The organism is Fuscovulum ytuae (assembly GCF_029953595.1).
Classification (GTDB): Bacteria; Pseudomonadota; Alphaproteobacteria; order Rhodobacterales; family Rhodobacteraceae; genus Paragemmobacter; species Paragemmobacter ytuae.
This window is the reverse complement of the sequence record NZ_CP124535.1, coordinates 958,958-980,564: the sequence shown is the minus strand read 5'-3', so window position 1 is coordinate 980,564 and position 21,607 is coordinate 958,958. Positions and strand designations below refer to the sequence as shown.

General features: G+C 63.2%; 20 protein-coding genes. 11 read left to right on the top strand and 9 right to left on the bottom strand.

All coding sequences use genetic code 11. From position 1 onward, the window contains the following. Position 1 precedes the first annotated feature (1 nt). The 6 genes from QF092_RS04840 to ccmI all read right to left on the bottom strand — a co-directional run bounded on the left by QF092_RS04840 (position 2) and on the right by ccmI (position 4,155). The gene (locus QF092_RS04840) at positions 2-841 is read right to left on the bottom strand and encodes an arginyltransferase (RefSeq protein WP_281468146.1); all 840 of its coding nucleotides are present in this window, start codon (positions 839-841) and stop codon (positions 2-4) included. Between the two features lie 104 nt (positions 842-945). Next, positions 946-1,395, bottom strand: a complete 450-nt coding sequence (locus tag QF092_RS04835; protein WP_281468144.1) for an RDD family protein — start codon at positions 1,393-1,395, stop codon at positions 946-948. A gap of 69 nt (positions 1,396-1,464) precedes the next feature. Beyond that, positions 1,465-1,926, bottom strand: a complete 462-nt coding sequence (locus QF092_RS04830) for a DUF2852 domain-containing protein (protein WP_281468142.1) — start codon at positions 1,924-1,926, stop codon at positions 1,465-1,467. Positions 1,927-2,225: 299 nt separating this feature from the next. Further along, positions 2,226-2,456 (bottom strand): DUF1289 domain-containing protein, encoded by a 231-nt coding sequence (locus QF092_RS04825; RefSeq protein WP_281468140.1) that lies wholly within the window; start codon positions 2,454-2,456, stop codon positions 2,226-2,228. Beyond that, complete coding sequence (gene ruvX, locus QF092_RS04820) at positions 2,453-2,935, bottom strand: Holliday junction resolvase RuvX (RefSeq protein WP_281468137.1); 483 nt, start codon at positions 2,933-2,935, stop codon at positions 2,453-2,455. Before ruvX ends, QF092_RS04825 begins: the two co-directional genes overlap by 4 nt. Next, positions 2,932-4,155 (bottom strand): c-type cytochrome biogenesis protein CcmI, encoded by a 1,224-nt coding sequence (ccmI, locus tag QF092_RS04815; RefSeq protein ID WP_281468135.1) that lies wholly within the window; start codon positions 4,153-4,155, stop codon positions 2,932-2,934. The genes ruvX and ccmI overlap by 4 nt, the downstream gene beginning before the upstream one ends. A 211-nt stretch (positions 4,156-4,366) precedes the next feature. Here ccmI and QF092_RS04810 point away from each other — a divergent pair, with 211 nt between their 5' ends. The 6 genes from QF092_RS04810 to rarD all read left to right on the top strand — a co-directional run bounded on the left by QF092_RS04810 (position 4,367) and on the right by rarD (position 11,471). Next, on the top strand, positions 4,367-5,614 hold the full coding sequence (locus QF092_RS04810) for a sarcosine oxidase subunit beta family protein (RefSeq protein WP_281468133.1): 1,248 nt from the start codon (positions 4,367-4,369) through the stop codon (positions 5,612-5,614). 33 nt (positions 5,615-5,647) lie between these two features. After that, positions 5,648-5,971: a sarcosine oxidase subunit delta gene (locus tag QF092_RS04805; protein ID WP_281468131.1), complete on the top strand. Its 324-nt coding sequence runs from the start codon at positions 5,648-5,650 to the stop codon at positions 5,969-5,971. Beyond that, the gene (locus tag QF092_RS04800) at positions 5,968-8,979 is read left to right on the top strand and encodes a sarcosine oxidase subunit alpha family protein (protein WP_281468129.1); all 3,012 of its coding nucleotides are present in this window, start codon (positions 5,968-5,970) and stop codon (positions 8,977-8,979) included. The genes QF092_RS04805 and QF092_RS04800 overlap by 4 nt, the downstream gene beginning before the upstream one ends. After that, positions 8,972-9,523: a sarcosine oxidase subunit gamma gene (locus QF092_RS04795; protein ID WP_281468127.1), complete on the top strand. Its 552-nt coding sequence runs from the start codon at positions 8,972-8,974 to the stop codon at positions 9,521-9,523. Before QF092_RS04800 ends, QF092_RS04795 begins: the two co-directional genes overlap by 8 nt. A gap of 209 nt (positions 9,524-9,732) precedes the next feature. Further along, positions 9,733-10,335 (top strand): superoxide dismutase, encoded by a 603-nt coding sequence (locus tag QF092_RS04790; RefSeq protein ID WP_281468124.1) that lies wholly within the window; start codon positions 9,733-9,735, stop codon positions 10,333-10,335. Positions 10,336-10,550: 215 nt separating this feature from the next. Then, on the top strand, positions 10,551-11,471 hold the full coding sequence (gene rarD, locus QF092_RS04785; protein ID WP_281468122.1) for an EamA family transporter RarD: 921 nt from the start codon (positions 10,551-10,553) through the stop codon (positions 11,469-11,471). Here rarD and QF092_RS04780 read toward each other — a convergent pair. Further along, positions 11,411-11,965 (bottom strand): LOG family protein, encoded by a 555-nt coding sequence (locus QF092_RS04780; protein ID WP_281468120.1) that lies wholly within the window; start codon positions 11,963-11,965, stop codon positions 11,411-11,413. The genes rarD and QF092_RS04780 overlap by 61 nt on opposite strands. A gap of 105 nt (positions 11,966-12,070) precedes the next feature. On the opposite strand from QF092_RS04780, the gene QF092_RS04775 reads away from it, so the two are divergent. From QF092_RS04775 to der, 5 genes are all read left to right on the top strand, one after another. Beyond that, on the top strand, positions 12,071-13,609 hold the full coding sequence (locus QF092_RS04775; protein ID WP_281468118.1) for a LysM peptidoglycan-binding domain-containing protein: 1,539 nt from the start codon (positions 12,071-12,073) through the stop codon (positions 13,607-13,609). A gap of 91 nt (positions 13,610-13,700) precedes the next feature. Next, a complete protein-coding gene (locus QF092_RS04770; RefSeq protein ID WP_281468116.1) occupies positions 13,701-15,539 on the top strand; it encodes an ABCB family ABC transporter ATP-binding protein/permease in 1,839 nt (612 codons plus the stop codon). Between the two features lie 87 nt (positions 15,540-15,626). Then, positions 15,627-16,313, top strand: coding sequence for a tetratricopeptide repeat protein (locus QF092_RS04765; protein WP_281468115.1), 687 nt, complete (start codon positions 15,627-15,629; stop codon positions 16,311-16,313). 31 nt (positions 16,314-16,344) lie between these two features. After that, on the top strand, positions 16,345-17,709 hold the full coding sequence (locus QF092_RS04760; protein ID WP_281468113.1) for an outer membrane protein assembly factor BamB family protein: 1,365 nt from the start codon (positions 16,345-16,347) through the stop codon (positions 17,707-17,709). A 48-nt stretch (positions 17,710-17,757) separates the two neighbouring features. Further along, positions 17,758-19,224, top strand: coding sequence for a ribosome biogenesis GTPase Der (der, locus tag QF092_RS04755; protein WP_281468111.1), 1,467 nt, complete (start codon positions 17,758-17,760; stop codon positions 19,222-19,224). 66 nt (positions 19,225-19,290) lie between these two features. Here the strand turns inward: der and QF092_RS04750 are convergent, their stop codons facing one another. Next, the gene (locus QF092_RS04750; protein WP_281468109.1) at positions 19,291-19,998 is read right to left on the bottom strand and encodes a hypothetical protein; all 708 of its coding nucleotides are present in this window, start codon (positions 19,996-19,998) and stop codon (positions 19,291-19,293) included. Then, complete coding sequence (gene serS, locus QF092_RS04745) at positions 19,995-21,287, bottom strand: serine--tRNA ligase (protein ID WP_281468107.1); 1,293 nt, start codon at positions 21,285-21,287, stop codon at positions 19,995-19,997. Before serS ends, QF092_RS04750 begins: the two co-directional genes overlap by 4 nt. Positions 21,288-21,607: the final 320 nt, after the last annotated feature.

Below are 21,607 nucleotides of genomic sequence, written 5' to 3'. Positions count from 1 at the left end.
TTCAGGCGTCGCGGGGAACGCGGGTGTCGGGCAGAGAGATGCGGGCCACCTGTTCCGCGATGGGATCGACCGACAGGGGGTGAAGTTCCGCCCGATGATCGCCGGGCGCCCCGATATCCTGCCAGCGGCCACCCTTGTAAATCTCAAGCGCTGGGAAACTGGCCTTGTAGCCCATCTTGCGGCTGCCCGGCACCCAGTAGCCGAGGTAGACGTAGGGCAGCCCCGCCTCGCGTGCGAGGTCGATATGGTCGAGGATGACATAGGTGCCAAGCGAGAGGTCGGCGAGATCGGGGTCATAAAAGCTGTAGACCATCGAAAGCCCGTCATCGAAGACATCCGTCAGGCAGACGGCGGCCAGCGGACGGCCCGTTTCGCCGGGGCCAGCGGGGCGGCTGTATTCCACCACGCGGGATTTGATCGGCGTTTCCTCGATCATCGCGGCGAATTCGAAGATGTCCATGTCGGCCATCCCGCCATCGGCATGGCGGCGGTCGAGATAGCGCCGGAAAAGCGAAAACTGATCCTCGGTCGCCCAAGGCGAGGTGGCGTTGCGGCGCAGGTCGCCGCCCTTTTTCAGGATGCGACGATGGGTGCGGCGGGGGGCGAAATCGGCCACCCGGATGCGCGCCGACAGGCATGCCGAACATTCCGCGCAGGAGGGGCGGTAAAGCACATTCTGGCTGCGCCGGAAGCCCTGCTTCGACAGGGTGTCGTTCAGTTTCTGCGCATGTTCCCCCTGCAGCGCGGTGAAAAGCTTTCGTTCCATCCGCCCCTCAAGATAGGGGCAGGGTTGCGGAGCCGTCACGTAGAACTGGGGCGCGATGGGGAGGGTGTGGCGCATGGATCGGGATTTATGGTGATAACGTTCAGCGTATCAAGCGGCTTGGCATCCGCCAAGCCGCATTTCGGGCGATTCCGGGGCATTCCTGCGGATTTGACCGGACCTCAGGCGTGGCGATTGATCGCCACGCTGCCCAAGACCATATCGGTCAGGCCTTGCCCGCGCCGGGTGACCAGCATCAGACCCACAGAGAGGATCTGCGGCAGGACGAAGGCCATCGAGAGCGAATAGCCCAAAGTGTGCAGGAAGGCGGTGCCTGCATCGAAGCGCTGGCCGTAGCGATCAAGGAATTCGATCGACATCACCCGCATGCCCCAAGTGGCCGAGCGACCGCTGAGCGTGACCCAGCGGTAGAGGAAGCCCACGGCGAGCCAGACGAGTGGGAAGATGAAAACCGCCGTCAGCGCCGTGAGGAGAAGGACAAGAAGGACGATCGCTGTGACGAAGATCGTGTCGATGATCCATGCCAGTGCGCGCTTGGCCGGGACGCCGGCATAGAATGCGGCATGTCGGTCGGGGTCGGGCAGGGCGTTCAGGCTGTGGTCGGGATACATCTGGCGTGTCCGGTCGGGGATAAAGGGATGAGGTGGCCCCGAAGGGCCACCGGATCAAGGTCTGTGCCGTCAAGCGTTGAGCGCGGGGGGCGATGCCTCGTCATTGCGCGGGCTGCGGGCGCGTTCTTCCATGAAGGCGTCGAACTGCTGTTTGTCCTTCGCTTCGCGCAGGCGGTTCAGGAAACCTTCGAAGGCAGCCTGTTCTTCTTCCAGACGGCGGAGCGTTTCGGCCTTGTAGGCGTCGAAGGCGGTATTGCCCGAGGATTGCTGCACGCGGCTGTTCCAATCGGGGGACCAGGCGGCGCGGCGGGATTTGCGGCAGGACGATCCGAACATGTCTTTGCTCCAACGGTTGGTGACGGTCATATAGACGACGAGGGCAAGGCCCACGGGCCAGAAGAAGATGAAGCCCAGCACCATTGCGGCGATCCAGGCCTTGCGGCCATGGCTGTCAAGCCAGGCTTCGGCCCGGCGGGGCCAGGACAGGAGGCCGCCCGAAATGCGGGGGGCGGCGGCGGGGTAGGTGTTCATCGGCGGTCTCCCTTGTTGCGCGGTGATGTGAATGTCTTTCACATGACGGAAGATGAGGAGGAGGCGGGGCGCATTCAAGAGGGTATGTTAAAATAATTTACATGGAGGTTCCGGGGGCTGGCCGCGGTGATCTCGCGGCGCGCGGGCAAGGGCCCGCGCAAGCCTTTTCTCCGCGCCGCCGCCTTCGGCTTTGGCGCGGGGGGGCGTTGCGCCCCTTTTTGCCCCGCCTGCGGGGGGCCAAGTCACCCCTTGAGGATATTCGAGGACAGAAAATAAGGGGGTAAAGAGGCGTTAGGGTGTCAGTCTTGCAGGCGGCCCATGCGGCCGCCCCGGCGTTTGGCAAGGCGTGGAGCGCGGGAGGGAAGGTCAGCCATGATGGCACCACGTGCCTCATGCGTCAGGCGCGACCAAGCAGAGATTTCCTCGATCGTGCGGTAGCAGCCGACGCAGATGCGTTCCGCGGGATGGATGGTGCAAAGCTTGATGCAAGGCGATTGAACCTCGTCACGCTTCCAAACTTCGTCTTTCAAGACGGCACCCCGTTTCCCAAATGGCCCATACGATCTAGGGCACCTTGCAAGATATAGCCCGCGGCGACGGCGTCGATCACCTCTTTCCGACGTTTTCGCGACGTATCCGCCTCAAGCAGTGCCCTTTCTGCCGCAACTGTGGACAGGCGTTCATCCCAAAACGTGATGGGAAGGTCCGTCAGGCGGGTGAGATTGCGGGCGAAGGCCTGTGTTGCCTGCACGCGCGGACCGCTGGAGCCGTCCATGTTGAGGGGCAGGCCAAGGATGATCCCTGTCACCTCACGCGTGGCAAGAAAGGCGAGGAGGCGGTTGGCGTCTTCGGTGAATTTCACGCGGCGAAGGGTTTCGGCCGGGCTGGCCACGATGCGGCGCAGGTCGGAAATGGCGATGCCGATGGTCTTTTCACCGAAATCCAGCCCGCAGATGGCGCGGTTCGGGGGTAGGGAGGCGATGAAGTCTTCGAGCGTCGCGCAGATCACGGGGTTAGGCCTGCGTTGAGGGCCTGTTCGCGCAAGAAGCTTTGCTGGGACGGGGAGCCTTCGAATTTCGTCAGGGCTTCGGCATAGATTTCCTGCGCGTCCTCCATGCGGTTCAGCACCGCCAGAGAGGAGATGAGACGCGCCCATTCTTCGACCGTGCCGCCTTCGGTGGCAAGGCGTTCGCCCAGTTGCGCGACCATCCCTTCAATCATGGCCTGCCGATCTTCGGTTGACATGTCCTGCGCTGCGGCCATCGCACCGGCATCCGGGCCGGGGAGCGCTGCGGGCAGGGTGAACTGAACGCCCGCCCGCATGGCGACATCTTCGATCTGGGCCCGGATCGGGGCGATCCATGGTGCATCCGCAGGGCCTTCATCGAGGAGGGGACGCCAGAGCGCAAAGGTGCGATCGAAGCGGCCCACTTGCGCGGCCATAAGGCCATAGTAGTAGCGTGCCGTGCCATTGCGGGCATCGAGCGTGAGGGCCCGGGTCAGCTCTGTCTCTGCCTCGGGCGAGACGAGGCCGCCTGCGGCCATGATCATCAGTTCGGCAAGCGCGGCATGGTCGTCGCCTGTGGCCGTGTTGCCCTTGATGCGAAGAAGGTTTTCCATCGCGGCGCGGGCTTCGCCAAGATTGCCAAGGCGCGCTTCATTTGCGGCGAGGAGTTCAAGGCCGCGCGCATCGTCTGGGCGTTCGGCCACCGCTTCGCGCAAGCGATCCATCAGTTCGGCGAATTCCGGTTCGGGCTGCACCGGGGCAGGGCGCGTGGCTGCGGCGGTCAACTCCATCTCGGCCTGAGAGGGGCGGTTGGCGCGCATCTCTTCTGACATGGCAAAACGGGCGGCGAGCGGCAAGTCGGGATAGCCCGGCGCGCCCAGACGCAGATAGAGCCAGTAGCTGCTGCCGATGAGGGCGAGGATCAGGGTCGCGGCAAGGGTGACACCTGCCGTGCTGGCCTTGCGGCTGGCCTGCTGGGCATGGCGGTCCGCGTCCAGAAGGCGGCGCGAGACTTCGGTGCGCAGGCGGTCGGCCTCTTCTGGGGGAAGGGTGCCGCGGGTGAGATCACGGTCAATCTCGGCCAGTTGGTCACGGTAGACCTTGAGGTCGAAATCAGCGGCGGCCGCGATTTCGGCCCGCGCGCGGCGCAGGGCCAAGAGGAATAGGGCGGCCACGGCAAGGCCCATTCCTCCGGCGGCGGCCCAGAAGGCGGCAGTCTCCATCGTGTCTTTCCCGTGTGCAACTTCTGTGGCGGATGTAGCGGCTTGAGGGCTGGATCGGAAGACGGAAACGCGAAAGTGACCTGTGCGACGCCGTCGCAGGCTGGTCATGTCGCATTTTTCCCGATTGTGCCGCTGGAAGGTGGGGCATAAATCGCGCGGCGTTCCAGAAGGGGCGCAGGTTCGCAGCGGGCCACAGGATCGGGGGTTTGCCATGACACGCTATTCGGTTTTCGCCATCGCGCGTGAGGCGCTGCGGCATCACACCGGGTGGGAACGGGCGTGGAAATCGCCAGAGCCCAAGAAGGAATATGATGCCATCATCGTGGGGGCTGGCGGGCATGGTTTGGCCACGGCCTATTACCTTGGCAAGAACCACGGCATTCGCAATGTGGCGATCATCGAAAAGGGCTGGTTGGGGGGCGGCAACACGGGCCGCAACACCACCATCATCCGGTCGAACTATCTTCAGGATTCAAGTGCCGCGATTTATGAGAAATCGCGTTCTCTGTATGAGACGCTGAGTCAGGACCTGAATTACAACGTGATGTTTTCGCCGCGCGGCGTGATGATGCTGGCGCAGACGCATCATGAGGTGCGGGGATATCAGCGCACGGCCCATGCCAATGCCCTGCAAGGGGTGCAGACGGAATTCATCACGCCGCAGCGCGTAAAGGAGTTGTGCCCGATCCTGAATATCGACGGGCCGCGCTATCCGGTGCTGGGGGCGCTGTGGCAGGCGCGCGGGGGCACCGGGCGGCATGATGCGGTGGCGTGGGGCTATGCACGGGCCTGTTCCGACATGGGTATGGACATCATTCAACAATGCGAGGTGAAGGGCGTTCGGTCGGAAAACGGCAAGGTGACGGGGGTCGAGACGACCAAGGGCTTCATCGGTTGCAAGAAGTTGGGCATCGTGGTGGCCGGCCATTCGGGGCAGGTGGCCGATATGGCCGGGTTCCGCCTGCCGGTGGAGGCTGTGGCGCTGCAGGCGCTGGTGTCGGAGCCGATCAAGCCCTGCATGGATATCGTGGTGATGGCCAACACCGTGCATGGCTATATGAGCCAGTCCGACAAGGGCGAAATGGTGATCGGCGGTGGCACGGACGGGTTCAACAACTATACCCAGCGCGGCAGCTTCCATCATATTGAGGAAACGCTGCGGGCGCTGATCGAGACATTCCCGATCATTTCGCGCCTCAAGATGCTGCGGCAATGGGGCGGGATCGTGGATATGACCGGGGACCGGTCGCCCATCATCTCGAAAACCCCGCTGGGCAACTGCTTCATCAATTGCGGCTGGGGGACGGGCGGGTTCAAGGCGATCCCTGGTTCCGGTTGGGCGATGGCGGAGTTGATGGCCAAGGGCGAGCCGGGGCCGCTGGCTGCGGAATTCGACATGTGGCGCTTCAAGGAAGGGCGGTTCATCGACGAGTCGGTGGCCGCCGGGGTGGCGCATTGATGCGGGCGCGCGCAAGGAAGAACGGGGTGCAAAATGCTGCTGCTTGAATGTCCCTATTGCGGCGTGAAGGCCGAAGAGACGGAACTGTCGCCCGGCTATGAGGCGCATCTGAAGCGGTTCGGGCCCGGATCCACGGATGAGGAATTCGAGGCCTATATGTTCGCGCGAAAGAACCCCAAGGGGGTTCATTTCGAACGCTGGCGTCATGCCTATGGCTGCGGGAAGTGGTTCCTTGCCGCCCGTTGCACGGCGACGCTGGAAGTGTTCGGCACCTATCCGGCGCAGGTGGGCGAGCCGCCTGCCGACATCATCGAAAAGATCAAGGCCCGCAGGCCGGACTGGAAGGGTTACAAATGAGCACCCGTCTTGCGAAAGGGGGCCGCCTGATCGACCGATCGGCGGCGATGGAGTTTTCCTTCAACGGCAAGCGGTTGAAGGGGTATCGCGGCGACACGCTGGCGGCGGCACTTTTGGCCAATGACCAGATGCTGGTGGGCCGGTCCTTCAAGTATCACCGCCCGCGCGGGATCGTTGCCGCAGGGCCGGAGGAACCGAACGCGCTTGTCAACCTTGGGTCCGGCGGGCGGTTGGAGCCGAACCAGCGCACGACGGTGACCGAACTTTTCGACGGGCTGGAGGCGACGAGCCAGAACCATTGGCCGTCGTTGGAATTCGACGTGGGCGTGGTGAACAACACGGTCAGCCGGTTCTTGCCCGCGGGCTTCTACTACAAGACCTTCATCCATCCGCGGCCGTTCTGGAAGCACGTCTTCGAACCGGTGATCCGGCATTCGGCCGGTCTGGGCAAGGCGCCTAAAGACCGGGATGCCGACCGCTATGAGCAGGCCTATGCCTTTTGCGATCTGCTGATCGTGGGCGGGGGCATCGCGGGCCTTCAAGCGGCTTTGGTGGCAGGCCGGGCGGGCGCGCGGGTTCTGCTGGTGGAGCAGAACGCCCATTGGGGCGGGCGCGCGCCGGTGGATGGCGATGTGATCGACGGCAAGCCTGCGGGCGAATGGGTCGATGAGGCGGTCATGGCGCTTGAGGGGATGGAGAACGTTACCCTGCGCACGCGCTGCATGGCGGCGGGGGTCTATGACCATGGCTATGTTCTGGCGGATGAAAAGGTCGCCGATCACACGCCCGGCGACGGGCGGCCCAAGCACCGGCTGTGGCGCATCCGGGCGGGCAAGATCCTGACAGCGACGGGGGCGATCGAACGGCCTTTGTCCTTTGCCGGGAACGATATTCCGGGGGTGATGCTGGCCTCGGCGGTGCGGGACTATGTGGTGAACTGGGCGGTGTCGCCGGGGGATCGCACGGTTGTTGTCACGAACAATGACGACGGCTATCGCACGGCGATTGCGCTGCGCGAGGCGGGGTTGGCGGTGCCGGCCATCGTGGATGCGCGGGCCAATCCTGCGGGCGATCTGGTGGCAAAGGCACGCGCCTTGGGCCTGCGGATCGAGGCGGGCCGCGGGATTGCCAAGGTGAAGGGTGGCAAGCGGGTGGCTTCGGTTGCTATCTGCCTTCAGGCAGGCGAGGGCGCGGTGATTGATGAGATCGCTTGTGACGCCGTTGCCATGTCGGGCGGTTGGTCCCCTGTCGTGCATCTCTGGAGCCATTGCGGCGGCAAGCTGGTATGGGATCGGGACAATGCCTGTTTCCGGCCCGATCCGGCGCGGCCCCCGTTGAACCATGATGGCGGCGCGATGGTCATGGCGGCGGGTGCCGCGAACGGTGCGATGAAGGCGGATGCCGCGCTGGCCGATGCGACAGCGCAGGCCGAAGCAGCGCTGGCGGCTGTGGGGATGAAGGCCAAGAAGGCCAAGGCCCCGGTCGCCGAAGCCGTGGCTGAGGGACCGATGGAAGCTGTCTGGATCATGCCGCAGGGGGCTTCGGTCGAGCTGAAGTCAAAGATGTGGCTGGATTACCAGAACGACGTGAAGGTGTCCGACGTGCAGTTGGCTGCGCGTGAAGGCTATGAATCCGTCGAACATACCAAGCGCTATACCACGCTGGGCATGGCGACAGATCAGGGGAAATTGTCTAATATCAATGGCCTTGCGGTTCTTGCTGACGCATTGAATGAAGATATCCCCCAAGTCGGGACGACAACCTTCCGCCCGCCCTACACGCCCGTGACTTTGGGCGCGCTGGCGGGTGAGGCGCGGGGCGAGATATTCCAGCCGCTGCGCCGCACGGCGATGCATGGCTGGCACGAAAAGAATGGCGCCTATTTCGAACCCGTGGGTCTGTGGCGCCGCCCCTATTGCTTCCCCCGCGCGGGAGAGACGCATGAACAGGCGGTTCACCGCGAAGTGGTCAATACCCGCGAACGGTTGGGGCTTTTGGATGCCTCGACCCTTGGCAAGATCATCGTGAAAGGGCCGGATGCGGGGAAATTCCTCGACATGCTTTATACCGGCGTGATGTCGACCTTGCCCGTGGGCAAATGCCGCTACGGCCTGATGTGCAACGAGCAGGGCTTCCTGTCGGATGACGGTGTGGTGGCGCGGATCGATGAAGAGACGTGGCTTTGCCATACGACTTCGGGCGGAGCGGATCGCATCCATGGCTGGATGGAAGACTGGCTGCAATGCGAATGGTGGGATTGGCAGGTCTATACCGCCAATGTGACCGAGCAATATGCGCAGGTCGCCGTTGTTGGGCCGAATGCACGCAAGTTGCTGGAAAAGCTGGGCGGTATGGATGTGTCGAAAGAGGCGCTGCCCTTTATGGGCTGGGCCGATGGCACGCTGGGCGGGTTTGCGGTGCGGGTCTATCGCATCTCATTCTCGGGCGAGTTGTCCTACGAGATCGCGGTGCCGGCGAGCCATGGCGCGGCCTTCTGGGAGGCGCTGCACGAGGCCGGGGCCGAGTTCGGGGCGATGCCCTATGGCACCGAGGCGCTGCATGTGATGCGGGCCGAAAAGGGGTTCATCATGATCGGGGATGAAACGGATGGCACCGTAATCCCGCAAGATTTGAACCTTGACTGGGCGATTTCGAAGAAGAAGGCCGATTTCCTTGGCAAGCGCGGACAACAGCGGAATTTCCTTGCCAGCGCGGATCGCTGGAAACTGGTGGGTTTCGAAACGCTGGACGGCTCGGTGATCCCGGACGGGGCCTATATCGTGGCACCGGGTCGCAATGCGAACGGGCAGGGGAACACGCAGGGGCGCGTGACGTCGACCTATTATTCGCCCACCTTGAAGAAGGGTATCGCGATGGGCCTTCTGTTGCGTGGGCCGGATCGGATGGGCGAGGTGGTGGAGTTCAACACCGTCAAGGGCGGCACCGTGAAGGCAAGGGTCGTTGACCCTGTCTTTTACGACAAAGAAGGGGAGAAGCAGAATGTCTGAACCCGTCAGCGCATTGAACGGTGCGGCATCGGAAGGCTTTGCCACGATCCGTGAGATCGGGCCGCTTGGCATGATCACGCTGCGTTGCAAGGCGGATGTGAAGGCCCTGCCCAAGGCCATCAAGGCGGCGGTGGGGACGGGCGTGCCCGCCCTGCGCCGTGTGGTGGTTGAGGGGGATCGCGCCTGTGGCTGGATGAGCCCGGACGAATATCTGCTGGTCATGCCCTATGTGGACGTGTCTGCATCGCTGTCGGCGATCGCCAAGGCGATGGGCAAAGAGCATCACCTTGCCGTTGACGTGTCAGATGCCCGTGCCGTGTTTCGCATCGAGGGCGCGAAGGCCGAGCAGGTTATGGCCAAGCTTTCTCCCGTAGATTTCGCCGCGTTGGAACCGGGCGAGTTGCGGCGGACACGGGCGGCGCAGGTTGCGGCGGCCTTCTGGAAAGACGGTGAAGGGTATACGCTGGTCTGTTTCCGGTCGGTGGCACGCTATGTCTTTGACCTTCTGGCCAGCAGTGCAACGCCGGGGTCCGAGCTTTTCTGAAGCCGTCGCGCCGTGCAAAGGCCCCGGGGGTTTCCTGCCCCCGGACCCCTGTGGGATATTTATACGGAAAATGAACGGCTTGCCGGGCGTTCTTCAATCTTGGCCGGATTTCATCGGGCGCAATATGCTGCTTTCGGCCTTGACCTTGGCGCGTTGTGCCATCTTATCTGCGGCATTCCGTGAACACGCGAACAGAGAGGATCACTCCCATGGCTTTCACGCTTCCCGACCTTCCCTATGCCCATGATGCGCTTGCCGCACTTGGCATGTCGAAGGAGACGCTGGAATATCACCACGACCTGCACCACAAGGCCTATGTCGACAACGGCAACAAGCTGATCGCCGGGACCGAATGGGAGGCGAAGTCGCTGGAAGAGATCGTCGTCGGCACCTATCAGGCCGGTGCAGTGGCGCAGAACGGCATTTTCAACAATGCCAGCCAGCACTGGAACCATAACCTGTTTTGGGAAGTGATGGGGCCGGGCGAAGACAAGAAGATGCCCGGCAGCCTTGAAAAGGCGCTGGTGGAAGCTTTCGGGTCGGTCGCGAAGTTCAAAGAGGATTTTGCGGCGGCAGGGGCCGGTCAATTCGGGTCGGGCTGGGCTTGGCTGGTGAAGGACAAGGACGGCGCGTTGAAGGTCACCAAGACAGAGAACGGGGTGAACCCGCTTTGCTTTGGTCAGACCGCGCTTCTGGGCTGCGATGTGTGGGAACATTCCTATTACATCGACTTCCGCAACAAGCGCCCGGCCTATCTGACCAACTTCCTTGAAAAGCTGGTGAATTGGGAAGCGGTTGCGGCCAAGCTCTGACCCTTCGCCCGTTGGATTTGGAAGGCCCGTCGCCTGTGTTGCGGCGGGCCTTTTTCTTTGGGCGTGGCGCGGGGGGGGAAAGCCCCGGGGGCGCTTTGCCCCCCGGACCCCCAAAGAGTATTTTTGCCAAGATGAAGGTGCGGCGGCTTGCAGTCGGTTGAGTGGGGTGCAAGGAAGGCGCCGATCGTCGGCGGATGGCGTTCGGGAGGGCGGGCGTGAGCGAGGCGGGCAAGGGCATTTTAGCCATCGTGGCGGCCTGCACGATCTGGGGGCTGGCGACGCTTTACTACAAGGCTTTGGCAGAGGTGCCACCCTTGGAGGTGCTGGCGCATCGCACAGTCTGGACCTTTGTCTTCTTTGGAATCCTATTGGCCTTGCAGGGGCGGTTCGGTGGTGCGGTTACGCTCCTGCGTGGGCCGCTCAGGGGCCGGGTCTGGCTTGCTGCCGGGATCGTTGCGGTGAATTGGGGGTTGTTCATCTGGGCCATACAGACGGGCCATGCGGTTCAGGCGAGCCTTGGATACTACATCTTTCCGTTGGTGTCGGTGGTTCTGGGTGTTTTGGTGCTGGGCGAGCGCTTGACGCGCGGGCAAGGGATGGCGGTCGGTTTGGCGGCAGGGGCGGTTATCCTGTTGACCTATGGTCTGGGGGTGGCGCCTTGGGTGGCGCTGGCGCTGGCCTTCTCATTCGCGCCTTACATGCTGATCAAGAAGCAGATGGCAGCCGCTGCCGCCGTGTCGGTGACGGCTGAGGTGATGCTTTTGCTGCCTTTGGCTGTGCTGTGGCTGGCACTGGCGCATGGGGGCGTGGTGGCAGGGGGCTGGTTCGGACAGGACGCTTTTGTGACTGCGATGCTGCCCTTGTCGGGGCTGATCACCGGGGGGCCGCTGATCCTTTTTTCATGGGGCGCACAGCGGGTTCGCCTCTCGACGCTGGGGTTGGTGCAATATCTGAACCCGACTTTGCAGGCGATTTCGGCCGTTCTGGTCTTTCGTGAGGCCTTCACAGGCTGGCATGTGGCGGCCTTTTCCCTGATCTGGGGGGCGCTTGCCCTTTATTCGCTGGAAGGCTGGCGTCAAGAGAGGGCCTTGCGCAATGCCGTGACAAGTGCGGGTACATCCGGCACGGTGCTGTAGTAATCAAGCATGCTGTTTTCGGCGAAGCCTTCGGCGACGACATGGCGGGCAAGGCTGGCAAGTGGCTGCCAATAACCTTCGGTATCCAGAAGGAAGATCGGCTTTTTGTGCAGGCCGATTTGCCGCCAGGTCAGCACCTCAAAAAACTCGTCCAATGATCCCGCTCCGCCCGGAAGGACCACGATGGCATCCGAGTTCATGAACATCACCTTTTTGCGTTCATGCATGTCTTCCGTGATCACCAGCTGCGACAGGTCGCGCTTGCCCTTTTCGCGCGCCATGAGATGTATCGGGATAACGCCCATGGTGCGCGCGCCAGAGGCTTGGGCAGCGCGTGCCACTTCGCCCATCAGGCCGACATCGCCCGCGCCGTAAACAAGGCGCCACCCTTCGTCGGCGATGGCCTGACCGAAAGCTTTTGCAGCCTCTGCATAAGAAGGGCGGGCACCTGCGCGTGAGCCGCAGAAGACACAGATGGAATGGAAGGCGGACATGGACTTGCTTTCGGGCTATGGGCGGAACGGTTCATCCGTGTTATCGGGCTTGCAGAGTTAAGGGAAGAAGGGGCCGGGAACAGGCCCTGATTTCGGGGAAACGGGATGAAATCTTGGGCGGAAATGGATGCAGCCGGGCGCGGGGGCGTTGTGGCTGTGGTTGGGGCGATTATCGCGCTGCTGTTCTACGGGGCTTGGTCAGTGAACCGCCCACCCGCGGTGGAAGAGGCGGCAGTGACAGCATCTGGGTCGCAGCCTGAGGCCGCGCCTGCGCCTGTCACGACGGAGGCGACGGCGACCAGCGCGGCGGAACCCGCGCCGCAGCCAGAGGAAACGACGGCAGAAGCGGCTGAGTCTGAGGCGGTGGCCGATCCTGCAACCGGGGCCCAGGCATCGGCGCCGGAGACTGTTGCAACCGAGGCTGAGACAGAGGTCGCCGTCACCGAAGCCGCCCCAGACGAAGCTGCCCCTGACGAAGCAGCGGCGGGCGAAACAGCGGCGAATGAGGCCGCGGCGGGGGAAGCGGTGGCCGAACCCGTGACAGAAGTGGCAGACGTGGCGCCTGTGGCGGAAGTTGCTGTTCCTGCCGAAGAGAATGCCGCAGCGGCAGTCGTGGAGGAAGCGGCACCGATCCCGCCGAGCTTTGACCTTGTTCGGGTGGAAAAGGATGGATCTGCGCTGGTGGCTGGGTCGGCCGCAGCCGGATCCACGGTTTCTTTGAGGGTCATTGGCGCGGAACTTGCCGCAGTGCCCGCCGATCCGCAGGGCAAGTTTGTTGCAATGTTCAACCTTGCGCCCAGTGCGGCACCGCGCGTGCTGTCCATGGTCATGCTGCTTGCGGATGGGACAGAGGTGCCGGCAGAGGCGACAGTGGTGATTGGCCCGACCATCGCGCCCGTTGTGGTGGCAGAGGCAGAGGTGCCCGAGGCGCCGACCGAGGCAGCGGAGGCCGCTGCAAGCACGCCAGAGCCTCAGCCCGAGACAGAAGCCCCGGCTGAAGCCGCTCCCGTCGCCGAGGCCCCGGCGGCCTTGCTGGTGACGGATGAAGGGGCGAAAGTGCTGCAATCGGCGGCAGAGATTGCGCCGGAACTCGTGGCCAATGTGACCATCGACACGATCACCTACACCGAGGCAGGTGCGGTGCAATTGGCCGGGCGCGGCACGGCCGGGCGGGTGGTGCGGCTTTACCTTGACAATGCGCAGATGGCCGAAGCGTCGATTTCCGCGGCAGGGGATTGGGCTGTAACGCTCCCTGAGGTGGCACCCGGGGTCTATGTTTTGCGCGCGGATCAGTTGGATGGGGAGGGCAAGGTCACAAGCCGGTTCGAGACGCCCTTCAAGCGGGAGACGGTTGAAGCGCTGGCAGCGGCTGCAGAGGCTGTGGCACCGACGGGCGTAACGCAAGCTGAAGCGGGTGATGGCGGGGCCGATCCGGCCGCAGCTGGGTCTGTGGACGCGGGTGCGAGCAGCGCCGGGCCGACGACTGTCACCGTGCAGCCGGGCTTTACCCTTTGGCGGATCGCAACCGAGAACCTTGGCGCGGGCATCCGCTATGTGCAGGTCTTTGAGGCGAACAAGGACCAGATCCGCGATCCGGACCTGATCTACCCGGGTCAGGTTTTCACGATCCCGGCGGCCGAGTGAACTTGCAGGGACGCACAGAGGGGGCTGCGCCACAGCCTCTGGTGCGTCCCGCCAAAGCGGCTTAGGTAGGGCGTCGAAAGGACGACCCACTATGCGCAAGACACCTGTCCGCACCGCCCAGGATACCGTGGAGAAACCGGCAAGCGGCCTTCACACGATACGGCGGGTGCTGCCCTATCTTTGGCCGGATGGCGAAACATGGGTGAAGCGGCGCGTGGTTGCCGCTTTCCTCATGCTTGTGGCGGCGAAGATCGTTTCAGTCTCGACCCCTTATTTCTACAAACAGGCTGTGGATGCACTGGCGGGTGAGACGCCGGATACTGGCACCTTGCTTGGGCTTACGGCTGTTGGCCTGACGGTGGCCTATGGGATGGCGCGTCTGGGGACGGTGGCTTTTCAGGAATTGCGCGATGCGATCTTTGTGCGCGTGGGGCAGCGGGCGCTGCGAAAGCTGGCGCTGGAGACCTTTACCCATATTCACCGCCTGTCGCTGCGCTATCACATCACGCGCAAGACGGGCGGACTAAGCCGGATCATCGAACGCGGGGTCAAGGGCGTCGACTTCCTTCTGCGCTTCATGCTGTTTTCGATTGGGCCCTTGATCCTTGAACTTGCGATGGTGGCGGTGATCTTCGCCACGGTGTTCGGCCTGTCTTACATGGCCGTCGTCGTCGGGGTGATCACGCTTTATGTCTGGTTCACGCTGGCCGTGACAGAATGGCGGGTGAAAATCCGGCGCGAGATGAACGAGCAGGATACCGATGCGAACCAAAAGGCCATCGACAGCCTGCTGAACTATGAAACGGTAAAGTATTTCAACGCCGAAACCCGCGAGGCGGCGCGCTATGACCACGCGATGCAGCGCTATGAGGCGGCGGCGGTGAAGACGGGGCTGAGCCTGTCTTTCCTGAACGGTGGGCAGGCGCTGTTGATCACGTCGGGGCTGGTGGCCGTGATGGCCATGGCCGCGATGGGGGTGCAGCGTGGCGAATTGACGGTGGGCGATTTCGTCATGGTCAATGCCTATATGATCCAGATCACCATGCCTCTGAACTTCCTTGGCACGGTCTATCGGGAAATCCGGCAGGCACTGGTCGATATGGGCGAGATGTTCGGTCTTTTGGGCCAGCCTGCGGAAGTGGTGGACAAGCCCGGCGCGCCCGCGCTGACCGTGCGGGGCGGCGCGGTGGAGTTTGATCAGGTGGAATTCGGCTATGACGCGGCACGTCCGATCCTGAAGGGGATCAGCTTGAAGGTGCCCGCGGGGCAGCGATATGCGCTGGTCGGGCCATCTGGATCGGGCAAATCGACCATCGGGCGGTTGATGTTCCGGTTCTACGACGTGAACGGGGGGGCAATCCGGATCGACGGGCAGGATTTGCGGGACGTGACGCAAAGTTCAATCCATGCCCAGATCGGGGTTGTGCCGCAGGATACGGTTCTGTTCAACGACACGGTGCGCTACAACATCGCCTATGGCCGCGATAACGCGACCGAGGACGAGATCGTTGCGGCGGCCAAGGCGGCGAAAATCCACGATTTCATCATTTCCCTGCCAGAGGGCTATGAGACGAAGGTCGGCGAACGCGGGCTGAAGCTTTCGGGTGGGGAAAAGCAGCGCGTCGGTATCGCGCGGACGCTTTTGAAAGACCCGCCGATCCTGATCCTTGATGAGGCGACCTCGGCACTGGATACCCAGACAGAGCGGGATATTCAGGACAGTCTGCGCGAGATGGGGCAGGGGCGGACGGTGATCACCATCGCGCATCGCCTGTCGACCATCGCGGATGCCGACCAGATCGTCGTGCTTGAGGCGGGCGTGATTGTAGAGCAGGGGACGCATGAGGATCTGCTGTCGCAGGGCGGCCGGTACGCCGCGATGTGGGCGCGGCAATCCTCCGAAGAGGACGAGACGCTGGCAGCGGAATGATCCTGCCTGACGCGCGCCGAAGGGGGCGGGGCTTGGCAAGCCTTCCCGCTTGCGTGTAAGACGGTGCAAAAGAATGTGGAGCGGCCCGTGAGCAACCCCGACAGCTTTATCGAAGAGGTGACCGAAGAGGTCCGCCGCGACAGGCTGTTTGCCCTGATGCGCAAATATGGCTGGATCGGGGTGCTATTGGTGCTGGCTGTGGTGGGCGGTGCAGGCTGGACCGAATGGCGGCGTGCGCAGGCCGAGGCGCAGGCCGAAGCCTTTGGTGATGCCGTGCTGGATGCCCTTGACCTTGGTGCGCCACAGGATCGGGTTGCTGCCTTAACCGCGACACCGGCGGATGGCGAACAGGCGGCGATCTTGAACCTATTGCTGGCCTCTGATCCGGTTGCGGATCGCGCAGGTGCGATTGCCGCGCTGGAACAGCTGGCCAATGACGCGACGATGCCACCGAGCTATCGGGATCTTGCAGCGCTGCGCAAGGTTGTGATCGCGGGGAGCGAGATGTCGATTTCGGATCGCCGCGCGGTGCTGGATCCGGTGGCCGCGCCGGGGCGGCCCTATCGCACCATGGCCTTGGAACAGATGGCCTATCTTTTGGTGGAAGAGGGCAAGACGGATGAGGCGATTGCCGCGTTGACCGCCCTTTTGAGCGATCAGGAATCGCCGGGTGGTGTGCGGGCGCGGGCGGAACAGATGATCATCGCGCTGGGCGGAGAGGTGGCGCCTGCCACAGTTCCATCTGCCGCGGTGGCCGAGGATGATGCGGGCTGACCGTGCCCCGCAGGGCGGCAAGGAACGACAGATGGGGGCCGGGACTTTGAAGCGCAGCGTTTGGGGAACGATCTCGGGTCTGGCCGTCGTGACGGTGCTGGCCGGGTGCGAGAGGGAACTTATCCTTCCGGGGGAGCGTTTTCCGGTGCGGGCCGATCTGGAGGCCTCGATCCAAGTGGAAGGGGAAGCGGCGCCTGTCGCCCCGCCGGATCGGCCGGAAAACCGGGCGGAGCCGATTTCGCTGCCCGCCGCTGTAAGCAATGCTGATTGGGGGATGCGGGGGGCCTCGGCCAACCATGCGTCGGTGCATGGGGCGCTGTCGCCCGCGCCTGCGCGGGCTTGGTCCGTGTCGATTGGGGCCGGGAACAGCCGAAAGAACCGGGTCAGCGCCGCCCCCGTGGTGGCGGATGGCCGTATCTTCACACTGGATGCGGCATCGGTGGTGCAGGCCACGTCGGCTGCGGGCGCGGTGCTGTGGCGTGCGGACTTGACGGCGACCTTCGACCGGGGCGGTGGTGTTTCCGGTGGTGGTCTGGCGGTAGAGGGCGGGCGCGTCTATGCCGCGACGGCCTATGGCGAATTGGTTGCGTTGGATGCGGCGTCGGGCGGTGTCGTCTGGCGGCAGCGGCTTGATGCCCCGGTGACGGGGGCGCCCGCGGTATCGGGTGGCACGGTCTATGTTTCGGGCCGTGACGGATCGGGTTGGGCGCTTGAGGCCGACAATGGTCGCGTGCGTTGGACGGTGCCGGGGGCTGTTGGTTCGACCGGTGTGGTTGGTTCCGCTGCACCGTCGGTGGGTGAGCAGCTTGTCCTTTTCCCCTTCGCGAATGGATCAATCACAGCAGCGCTGAAAGTGTCGGGTCTGCAGGTCTGGCAAGCACCCGTCACCGGACAACGGGTTGGGCGTGGTTATGCCGGGCTAACGGACATCACGGGGGATGCGGTGGTCCTTGGCGATGTGACCTATGTCGGCACGGCTTCTGGTCGGACGGCCGCGATGGATACCTCGTCTGGGGAACGGATCTGGACGGCCGTGGAAGGCGCGTTGAACCCGCCCTTGGTGGTGGGGGGATCCGTCTTCCTTGTGAATGACGAAAACCGCCTTGTGCGCCTTGATGCAGCGACAGGCGAGGTGATCTGGGCCGTGGATATGCCCTATTTCACAAAGGAAAAACCCAAGCGTCGCATCGCGATCTTCCCGCAATTCGGCCCCGTGCTGGCGGGCGGGCGGCTGGCGGTGGTATCGGGTGACGGGCAGTTGCGGCTGTTCAACCCGGTGGATGGCGCCTTGGTGGGCGGGGCCGAGATTCCGGGCGGGGCATCGGCCCCACCGGCCTTGGCGGGTGGGACGCTGTATGTTGTCTCGGACAATGGACAACTTCACGCTTTCCGTTGACGCAAACCCCGTGTAAGGGGTTCCTCTTCGGAAAACCGGGAGCGGGCGATGAGCTTTACCCTTGCGATTGTGGGGCGGCCCAATGTGGGCAAATCCACGCTGTTCAACCGACTGGTTGGCAAGCGTCTTGCGCTGGTGGATGACCAGCCAGGCGTGACGCGCGACCTGCGTGAAGGGGATGCGAAACTCTTCGACCTGCGCTTTACCGTGATCGACACGGCGGGGCTGGAGGAGGTGACCGATGACAGCCTGCAGGGCAGGATGCGGCGGCTGACCGAACGCGCGGTGGAGATGGCGGATGTTTGCCTTTTCCTGATCGATGGGCGGGTGGGCGTGACGCCTTCGGACGAGGTTTTCGCCGATATCCTGCGTAAAAAGAATGCCCGCGTGATCCTTGGTGTGAACAAGGCCGAAGGGGCGGCAGGGGATAGTGGCGCTTTGGAAGCGTGGAGCCTTGGACTTGGCGAACCTGTCCGACTGTCGGCGGAACATGGTGAAGGGATGGATGACCTTTATCGCATCCTGACCCCCTTCCGCGAGGAGTTTGCCGCGCGTGAGGCCGCCAATACCCCCGAAACGGAAGTGGAAATCGAGGGCGAGATTGGCGAGGATGAGGTTGATCCCGCCGCCCATCGCCCGACCGCCAAGCGCCCCTTGCAGATCGCGGTGATCGGTCGGCCCAATGCAGGAAAATCCACACTTATCAACAAGATCATCGGCGAAGATCGCCTGCTGACGGGGCCGGAGGCCGGGATCACGCGCGATGCGATTTCCGTGCGGGCAGATTGGCAGGGCACGCCGATCCGTATCTTTGACACCGCGGGGATGCGCAAGAAGGCGCGCGTGGTGGAAAAGCTGGAAAAACTGTCGGTCGCGGATGGGCTGCGGGCCGTGCGCTTTGCCGAGGTGGTGGTGGTCCTGCTGGATGTGGAGATCCCCTTCGAAACGCAGGACCTGCGCATTGCGGATTTCGCCGAAACCGAGGGGCGTGCCGTTGTCGTGGCGGTGAACAAGTGGGATTTGGAAGACGAGAAGCAGGAAAAGCTGGCCGAACTCAAAGAGATGTTCGAACGTCTTCTACCTCAGTTGCGCGGGGCGCCTTTGGTGACGGTATCGGCAAAGACGGGGCGGGGTCTGGACCGGCTGCATGATGCCATCTGCCGGGCGCATGACGTTTGGAACAAACGGATCACCACGGCACGGCTGAACAGCTGGCTGGGCGCGATGACCGAGGCGCATCCGCCGCCCGCGCCGGGCGGGCACCGGATCAAGCTGCGTTATATGACGCAGGTAAAGGCGCGGCCCCCGGGCTTCGTGGTGATGTGTTCGCGGCCCGATGAGATGCCGGAAAGCTATAAGCGCTATCTTGTCAATGGGTTGCGCGACCATTTTGAAATGCCGGGCGTGCCGATCCGCATCATGTTTCGCAGCCAATCGGACAAAAACCCATTCAAGGAACGCAAGTTCAATACGCCCTCGCGCCTGCGCAAGCATATCGAAGGGCGGAAGGGGTAATCCAAACCCGGAGCGGCGCTGCATCAGGGCGGCGTCGATTGAGTATTGGGGCCAAGGTGAAATGGCTTAGCGGTTGGCCTTCAACTGTTGCACCAGAGTCAGTGCAAGGGCGGCGATGCCAAGGCCTGCGGCGATCCCCACCGTGGGGTTGAGGCCGGCATTCACCGTAACGATGCCCGCAAGCGCCCAGATCACCGTCAGCCCATAGATTGGCATCGCGGGCTTTTGCCTTTGGACCCAAAGGCTTAAGGCAAGGGTAACAGCAATCATAGCAAGCGCTGAGGCGCTGTCGGAGAGCCAGCCATAGCCCGCGAGGACGACCCCGGTGGAAACTGCGGCGGCGGCAGAGAGCCATCCGGCAAGGATGGCGGTCGGGGCGGAGAGAAGCCAACGGTCGGTCTGTGGATCGGACAGAAGGAAGGCGGCGATGGCGGCGGCGGCCATGACGAGGATCGTCACCGTGGCCGCGATGGGCGCCACGGGCGCGATGGAAAGCCAAGCAGACCCCAGGGCGACGGCAATGATCAAGGGCAGGCGCGTGCGGTCCCATGCCGGATTTTCCGCGCGTTTCCAAAGGCTTGTGACGGCATGCGCGAAAAGCCAGAGGTAGATCACACTCCATATTCCGAAGGCATAGCCTGCGGGCTGGATCGAGGGGCGGGCAATCTGCACCGGGAAGAGGGCCGGGTCATAACCCCGGAAGGGCGGCGTCAGGAAAGGCGCCGCGCCGAAGGCAAGGGTGACAAGAAGGAGGAGGGCGGCGCGCGTCTTCATGCGAGCTGGCCGTCCGCTGTGATGTGGGTCTTGCCACCGAGATAGGGGTGGAGGGCAACAGGCAGGGTGACCGAGCCATCGGCCTGCTGGCCGTTTTCCAAGACCGCGATCAGGGTGCGGCCGACGGCAAGGCCGGACCCGTTAAGCGTATGAACAAATTCGGGTTTTCCGCCGCCCGCGGGCCGGAAACGGGCATTCATTCGGCGGGCCTGAAAGTCCCCGCAGACGGAAACGGAGCTGATCTCGCGATAGCGGTTCTGACCGGGAAGCCAGACTTCGAGATCATGGGTCTTTTGCGCGCCAAAGCCCATGTCGCCCGTGCAGAGGACGATGGTCCGGTAGGGGAGTTCCAGTTTTTCGAGGATGGCTTCGGCGCAGCGGGTCATTCTGTCATGTTCAGCCATGCTCGTGTCGGGGGTGGTGATCGACACCATTTCCACCTTTTCGAACTGGTGCTGACGGAGCATCCCCGTGGTGTCCTTGCCCGCGCTGCCTGCTTCGGACCGGAAGCATTGAGTATGTGCGGTCATGCGGATAGGCAGTTGATTTTCTTCCAGAATATCGCCCGCAACCGTATTCGTCAGGGTGACTTCGGAGGTGGGCACAAGCCACCAGCCATTGGTCGTCTGATAGCTGTCTTCGGCGAATTTGGGCAGTTGGTTGGTGCCATACATGGCGTCTTCCTTCACCAGGACCGGGGTCCAGGTTTCGGTCAGCCCGTGGTCGGTGATGTGGGTGTCGAGCATCAACTGCGCCAAGGCGCGGTGGACGCGGATCACGGCCCCTTTCAGCACCACAAAGCGGGAGCCAGAGAGTTTGGCCGCCGTCTCGAAATCCATCCCCGGCTTCACGGCCGGAATGTCGAAATGTTCCAAGGGCTTGAAGTCAAAAGTTCGGGGCGTGCCCCAACGGCGAAGTTCGACATTCTCTTCTTCATCCCGGCCCTCTGGCACATCGGCATGGGGCAGGTTGGGGATGCGCATCAGCATGTCGCGCAGGGCGGCATCCTGGGCATCCGCCTCGGCCGTAAGGCGGGCGATTTCCGCTTTCTTTTCAGAGACTAAGGCGCGGAGGCGTTCAAACTCGGCATCGTCGCCACGGGCCTTGGCGGCCCCCACGTCCTTGGAGGCGCGGTTCTGGTCGGCGGTGGCGGTTTCGGCGGCGGCGATCTTGGCGCGACGATCGGCATCCAGCGCAAGGATTTCGGGCGAGGCAGGGGACAGGCCACGGCGGCGCAGGCCTTCGTCAAAGGCTGCGGGGTTTTCGCGGATGGCGCGGATATCGTGCATGGGCCTGTCCTTCTGCGGAATGAACGGCGGCAGATATGCCCGTTTTGACGAAGAAGGGAAAGGGGGCGCTAAGCTGTTGATCTGGCTGCAAAGACTGTGCCCTGTTTTGTGCCGGGTTTTGTGCAGCAAAGTGTACATACAAATTTGGAGAGGTATGTGCCGCGCGAATTGGTTAATGGTGCGTGGTTGCACAGGTGGGGGCGATAGGGTGCACCCCCACCCTATGGGCGGAGAGATGCGCGTGCGGAGAGGCTGGTAAATCGGGGGCGGGTTCATATATGGGCCGGGATGGCGGGGTGCGGCGCGGGTGACCGGGCGGC

Excerpts from the sequence above, each read along its gene's own strand:
- QF092_RS04840 (WP_281468146.1), bottom strand. The coding sequence starts at position 841 with ATGCGCCACACCCTCCCCATCGCGCCCCAGTTCTACGTGACGGCTCCG.
- QF092_RS04835 (WP_281468144.1), bottom strand. The coding sequence starts at position 1,395 with ATGTATCCCGACCACAGCCTGAACGCCCTGCCCGACCCCGACCGACAT.
- QF092_RS04830 (WP_281468142.1), bottom strand. The coding sequence starts at position 1,926 with ATGAACACCTACCCCGCCGCCGCCCCCCGCATTTCGGGCGGCCTCCTG.
- ccmI (WP_281468135.1), bottom strand. The coding sequence starts at position 4,155 with ATGGAGACTGCCGCCTTCTGGGCCGCCGCCGGAGGAATGGGCCTTGCC.
- QF092_RS04810 (WP_281468133.1), top strand. The coding sequence starts at position 4,367 with ATGACACGCTATTCGGTTTTCGCCATCGCGCGTGAGGCGCTGCGGCAT.
- QF092_RS04805 (WP_281468131.1), top strand. The coding sequence starts at position 5,648 with ATGCTGCTGCTTGAATGTCCCTATTGCGGCGTGAAGGCCGAAGAGACG.
- QF092_RS04800 (WP_281468129.1), top strand. The coding sequence starts at position 5,968 with ATGAGCACCCGTCTTGCGAAAGGGGGCCGCCTGATCGACCGATCGGCG.
- QF092_RS04795 (WP_281468127.1), top strand. The coding sequence starts at position 8,972 with ATGTCTGAACCCGTCAGCGCATTGAACGGTGCGGCATCGGAAGGCTTT.
- QF092_RS04790 (WP_281468124.1), top strand. The coding sequence starts at position 9,733 with ATGGCTTTCACGCTTCCCGACCTTCCCTATGCCCATGATGCGCTTGCC.
- QF092_RS04780 (WP_281468120.1), bottom strand. The coding sequence starts at position 11,965 with ATGTCCGCCTTCCATTCCATCTGTGTCTTCTGCGGCTCACGCGCAGGT.
- QF092_RS04775 (WP_281468118.1), top strand. The coding sequence starts at position 12,071 with ATGAAATCTTGGGCGGAAATGGATGCAGCCGGGCGCGGGGGCGTTGTG.
- QF092_RS04770 (WP_281468116.1), top strand. The coding sequence starts at position 13,701 with ATGCGCAAGACACCTGTCCGCACCGCCCAGGATACCGTGGAGAAACCG.
- QF092_RS04760 (WP_281468113.1), top strand. The coding sequence starts at position 16,345 with ATGGGGGCCGGGACTTTGAAGCGCAGCGTTTGGGGAACGATCTCGGGT.
- der (WP_281468111.1), top strand. The coding sequence starts at position 17,758 with ATGAGCTTTACCCTTGCGATTGTGGGGCGGCCCAATGTGGGCAAATCC.
- QF092_RS04750 (WP_281468109.1), bottom strand. The coding sequence starts at position 19,998 with ATGAAGACGCGCGCCGCCCTCCTCCTTCTTGTCACCCTTGCCTTCGGC.
- serS (WP_281468107.1), bottom strand. The coding sequence starts at position 21,287 with ATGCACGATATCCGCGCCATCCGCGAAAACCCCGCAGCCTTTGACGAA.